The 4,985-nt window shown below is 58.6% G+C and carries 5 protein-coding genes; 2 read left to right on the top strand and 3 right to left on the bottom strand.

Annotated features, from left to right (window positions below):
- Window positions 1-231: 231 nt before the first annotated feature.
- Window positions 232-1,158: a histone deacetylase family protein gene (locus Q7L05_RS16875; RefSeq protein ID WP_303909401.1), complete on the top strand. Its 927-nt coding sequence runs from the start codon at window positions 232-234 to the stop codon at window positions 1,156-1,158.
- A 105-nt stretch (window positions 1,159-1,263) separates the two neighbouring features.
- Here Q7L05_RS16875 and Q7L05_RS16880 read toward each other — a convergent pair whose 3' ends face one another.
- Genes Q7L05_RS16880 through egtB form a run of 3 tightly spaced genes read right to left on the bottom strand, consistent with a single transcriptional unit; the run spans window position 1,264 to window position 4,261 of the window.
- Entirely contained in the window at window positions 1,264-1,944 is a 681-nt protein-coding gene (locus tag Q7L05_RS16880) for a Crp/Fnr family transcriptional regulator (RefSeq protein WP_303909403.1), read from the bottom strand.
- A 44-nt stretch (window positions 1,945-1,988) separates the two neighbouring features.
- A complete protein-coding gene (egtD, locus tag Q7L05_RS16885; protein ID WP_303909405.1) occupies window positions 1,989-2,978 on the bottom strand; it encodes an L-histidine N(alpha)-methyltransferase in 990 nt (329 codons plus the stop codon).
- Window positions 2,975-4,261: an ergothioneine biosynthesis protein EgtB gene (gene egtB, locus Q7L05_RS16890; protein ID WP_303909407.1), complete on the bottom strand. Its 1,287-nt coding sequence runs from the start codon at window positions 4,259-4,261 to the stop codon at window positions 2,975-2,977. Before egtB ends, egtD begins: the two co-directional genes overlap by 4 nt.
- A gap of 207 nt (window positions 4,262-4,468) precedes the next feature.
- Here egtB and Q7L05_RS16895 point away from each other — a divergent pair, with 207 nt between their 5' ends.
- Complete coding sequence (locus tag Q7L05_RS16895) at window positions 4,469-4,837, top strand: Hsp20/alpha crystallin family protein (RefSeq protein ID WP_303909408.1); 369 nt, start codon at window positions 4,469-4,471, stop codon at window positions 4,835-4,837.
- Window positions 4,838-4,985: the final 148 nt, after the last annotated feature.

The following is a 4,985-nucleotide window of genomic DNA, read 5'->3' on the forward strand; positions in this document are numbered from 1 at the left end:
GGGAATCCAGAGAGCAGCGGCATGGCTCAAAATGGATCCCCGCCTGCGCGGGGATCGCCTGCGCGGGGATGACGCATCTCCCGTGCCACGCATGATCAACCGGGCGAGTACATAATGAGTGGTGCATGATTTGAGAGCGAGGCAAAATTTGGCCGCTAGCGAGTCGAACCGGCGGAGTGGGTTACCCTTTCAGGTATTCCTAAGACCCGGCAAACGCACGAGGATTCTCCCATGGCTACTGCCTATATCACTCACCGCGACTGTCTACTGCATGACATGGGCAGTATCCATCCGGAAGCGGCCATCCGCCTCCAGGCGATCCAGGACCATCTGATTGCCACGGGCCTGATGGATCTCCTGCATCCGGTCGATGCCCCGAATGTCACCCGCGAACAGTTGGAGCGCGTCCACCTCCCCTCCTATATCGACGAACTGGAAGCCATTCGCCCCAAAGGCACTCTGGTGCAGCTCGATCCGGATACCGCCATGAACGAATATACGCTGGTAGCGGCCCGACGCGCCGCAGGGGCTGTGATCAAGGGGACAGAGATGGTCATTGCGGGTGATGTGGAAAACGCCTTTTGCGCGGTGCGGCCGCCGGGTCATCATGCGGAGCCGAACAGGGCAATGGGATTCTGCTTTTTCAACAATGTGGCCGTGGGGGTGGCCCATGCACTGCAGGCCCTCGGATTGAAGCGGATCGCTGTCGTGGATTTCGATGTCCACCACGGCAACGGGACCGAGTTGATGTTTCGTGGCGATGAGCGGGTCTTGATGGCGTCAACGTTTCAGCATCCTTTTTATCCCTGGATGGAGATCGTCGAGTACCCTAACATGATCCACGTGCCTCTACCGGCAGGCAGTAACGGTACCGCTTTTCGCGACGGTATTGAAACCAAGTGGTTTCCGGTTCTCGAGGAGTTTGCTCCGGAGATGATCTTCGTCTCTGCCGGTTTCGACGGCCATTTCCAGGACGACCTGGGCCAACTGCGACTCACCGAAGCCGACTTTGGCTGGGTGACCGAAAAGATCGTGGAAGTGGCGCGGCGTCATGCCGATGGCCGTGTGGTTTCCGTGCTGGAAGGCGGATATGTGCCGGATGCCCTGGGCCGAAGCGTAGGGCATCACCTCAGGGCCCTGATGAGGCTGAACGACTGATCGTCCACCATGCGTCCCTGCGGCCGACGACCTGACATCAACGACTTATGCTCGCTTCAAGGCATGCGGTTACCCTGTGTAAGGGACTATCGCTCTACCACGCCCCTATTGCCGTTCGAAAAAGCGCCTTAGCTCTTCAGCATCCTGAACATAAATCGTCTGTCCCTCCACCTTGATCAATCCGTCACGGTTCAGACGACCAAAAATCCGCGACAGAGTCTCCGGCTGGATAGAGAGCCGTGATGCGAGCAGGTGTTTCGGTGAACCGAGCAGTATGCGGTCGCCATCGCGGGGCTGATCGAGAAGATAACCGATGACCCGTGCCGTAGCATTGTGAAGGGTCAACCGATCGATTTCATTGATCTGGCTATGCAGACGCATGGAGAGGCCGGCCAGCAGCCGAAAGCAGCCGTCCGGAGAGGTCCGCAACAGATTCAGAAAACGCCGGCTCTCGAACCCTACCACCTCGCTCGGCTCGATGGCTTCGGCATTTACGGGATACTCCTGCCGTTCCATGAAGGCAATCGCCTCACCGAATACCTGCCCGGCCCGAATCAGTTCGACCACCTTTTCCTCGCCATCGGCCGACAATCGCGTCAGCTTGATGAGTCCCCTGCGCAGCCAGAAAAACCGCTCCGACGGGTCTCCATGGGAAAATAGCGTCTCTCCGTGCTGCAGTTCCTGATGCGCGGCATGCTCCAGCAGGGTTTCGGACTGCTCTTCGCTCAAACCGCTGAACAGATAGACGCCCTTCAGCTCTTCGATAATCCCGATAATATTATGCATCTCTCTCCGGGTCTCCGGATCTCCGGATCTATAACCTGGTCACATTAACCCGACGGCCCGGCACCTGCAATCCGCGGCGTAAGATAATGAACGCTGAAAAGGCGTTGACGGTCGGTCCAGACGCCGCCAGGAACAAAACCGGCGCTCCCGGCAAGGCGATGAAACTCCTGAATCGTGTATTTATAGGAATTCTCGGTGTGAATGGTTTCACCCGGTACAAAGCGAAACCGGAGACCGGCGATCGAAACCTCTTGAGCCGCTTCACTGATCAGGTGCATTTCAACGCGTCCCTTACCCATTTCATAAAACGCCTGGTGACGGAACCGATTAACATCAAAGTCGCCCTGCAGTTCACGATTGAGCCGCGTGAGCAGATTCAGATTGAATTCCGCCGTAATCCCGCGGGCATCATTATAGGCAGCACGCAGCCGCTCGGGTTCCTTTTTCAAGTCGACTCCGATCAATAATCCACCATCCGCCCCCACGAAACTGGCAGCATCTACGAGAAAGCGTTTTGCCTCATGGGGCTCGAAATTCCCGATGGTGGAGCCCGGAAAGAAAACCACACGCCGTCCCGAAGGCACAAAGCTCGAGAGTACCTCGAACTGTGAAAAATCGGCACACGCGGAGGCCACTTCCAGGCGTGGGAAACGTGTGGCCAGTCGCGAGGCCGCTTCACGCACATGATCACCACAGATATCGGTGGGCACGTAAGCCGCAGCGGGCAGGTGGCAAAGCAGTAGCTCCGCCTTGTGGCAGCTCCCTGCGCCCGGTTCAATGAGCACGCACTCCTCACCGATCAGACCCGCGATATCCGCCGCGTTGTCCTGCAGAATTGCGGTTTCCGTGCGGGTTGGATAGTACTCCGGCAGCTCGCAGATGGTGTCGAACAGGGCCGAACCGCGGGCATCGTAAAGGAGCTTGGGCGACAGCCGCTTCGGCCGCCGCGCCAGCCCATCGACGACCTCTTCACGCAGGTGCATCGGTTCGGGTCCGGCATCGAAAAAACGGGGGTAGAAAACTGCGGTATTCATGCATCCTCCGCCAAACGTATCCCGAGAAACTGCCAACGGTCATGGGGATAGAAGAAGTTTCGGTAGCTCGCCCTGAAATGATCCCGGGGCGTCACGCAGGAGCCGCCGCGCACCACCATCTGATTACACATAAACTTGCCGTTGTATTCACCGAAAGCGCCCTCGCCACGGCGGTAGCCTGGATAGGGGCCATAGGGACTGCGAGTCCACTCCCAGACATCGCCGAAAAGCTGAAGCGGTTGTCTCCGGCCCTCCTCCGCCGGCTCCGGATGAAGCTTTCCGTTTTCGCGGAAATTCCCATCGATATCTCGACCGATAGCAGCCTGTTCCCACTCTTCTTCGCTCGGCAGCCGTTTCCCGGCCCATGCAGCATAGGCATCGGCTTCGAAATAACTGACGTGCGATACCGGTTCGTGGCCATTGAGTGGAAGCAACCCGGCCAGGGTATATTCGAACCATTGCCCGTCGATCAGCCGCCAATGCAGTGGAGCGTGCCAATCGCGGGCCTGAAGTACACTCCAGCCATCCGAAAGCCACAGGGAGGGCTCGGAATAGCCTCCCTCTTCGACAAAGGCCAGAAACTCATAGTTGGTGACCGGCCGGGAAGCCAGCCAGAAATCCTCCAGCAGCACCCGGTGTTGCGGTCTTTCGTTGTCGAAGGAGAAACCATCACCGCTGTACCCGACGGAGATTTCTGCGGGTTCGAAGTGCAACCAGGAGAGCGCCGGAGCCTGCCGCCCGGACGCTGCGGGCAGATCCTCCCGGTAGGCGGGATAGAGCGGATTGAGTGACAGATTCTGCTTCAGATCCGCCAATAGAAGCTCCTGGTGCTGCTGTTCATGATTCATTCCGAGCAGCAGGCGCCAGGCAACTTCGGTCCAATCAGCGGCCGTAGCGGCGCCCACCAGCGAAGCGATCGCCTCGTCGACACAGGCACGGTAGGCATAAACCTCCTCGACGGTGGGCCGGGACAACTCCCCCCGGCGAGAGCGCGGCCACTGGGCACCCACGCTGTTGTAATAGGAGTTGAACATGAACTCGAAGCGCGGGTGGAATGGACGGTAATGGGGAACGAACGCCTTCAGCAGGAAGGTTTCAAAAAACCAGGTCACATGGGCCAGGTGCCACTTGGGTGGACTCGCCTCGGGGATGGTCTGCACCACGTAATCTTCGGTCGCCAGTGGCCGGCAGAGCTGCTCGCTGGCCTCACGAATCCCACGATACCGGTTAATAAACCGCTCCCGCTCATCATCGATCGCTCCTAGTCCCTCGGTTCGGGGCATTCTCACTCCTTTATATCGGCCGGGTTATCGACATCAATCGCCCCCTCGCCCGGATTACAGACACCTGTTCCGGGAAACCGGTACGATCCGGAATGATTGGGGATTGTATTGGCCAGGCCGAAGTCACGACCGGAGCTCAGGGCTCCACCTTGCTATGATCATAGTTAATAGTGGCAGGAACGGGGATACCACCGTAAGGAGGCACGGATGCCGAGGACGACTTCAGGAGGGAACGGCGACGGCAGTGTCCAGGTTGGACCAGCCTATCCGCCGCTGGATATCATCGATCGGGGAGAAGTCTTGATGGTTCGGGCCCTGGTCCCGGGGTTTCCGAAAGAGTGCCTGGACATCTCCATCGAGGTGCAGCACCTGCTCCTGCGCGGACGCCGCCCGATGAAACAGGAGAGTGGCGCCTACTTCAGCCATGAAAGAGCACTCGGAAACTTTGAACGCAGTGTGGCACTACCCGTGCCGGTGGACGCCGACCACGCCCACGCCCACCTGGAGAACGGCATTCTGGAACTGACCCTGCCGAAACTCCAACCCACCCAGCCGCGCCGGGTCAAGGTGCATTGAGACCACAGATACGATACGAGATACGAGATACGAGATACGAGATACGAGATACGAGATACGAGATACGAGATGCGAGATACGAGATACGAGATACGAGATACGAGGTGCGAGGTGCGAGGTGCGAGGTGCGAGGTGCGAGGTGCGAGGT

Source organism: Thiohalomonas denitrificans (genome assembly GCF_016841685.1).
Classification (GTDB): domain Bacteria; phylum Pseudomonadota; class Gammaproteobacteria; order Thiohalomonadales; family Thiohalomonadaceae; genus Thiohalomonas; species Thiohalomonas denitrificans_A.

What these genes read in the sequence shown, in the direction of transcription:
- Q7L05_RS16875 (WP_303909401.1), top strand. Translation starts at nt 232, where the DNA reads ATGGCTACTGCCTATATCACTCACCGCGACTGTCTACTGCATGACATG.
- Q7L05_RS16880 (WP_303909403.1), bottom strand. Translation starts at nt 1,944, where the DNA reads ATGCATAATATTATCGGGATTATCGAAGAGCTGAAGGGCGTCTATCTG.
- egtD (WP_303909405.1), bottom strand. Translation starts at nt 2,978, where the DNA reads ATGAATACCGCAGTTTTCTACCCCCGTTTTTTCGATGCCGGACCCGAA.
- egtB (WP_303909407.1), bottom strand. Translation starts at nt 4,261, where the DNA reads ATGCCCCGAACCGAGGGACTAGGAGCGATCGATGATGAGCGGGAGCGG.
- Q7L05_RS16895 (WP_303909408.1), top strand. Translation starts at nt 4,469, where the DNA reads ATGCCGAGGACGACTTCAGGAGGGAACGGCGACGGCAGTGTCCAGGTT.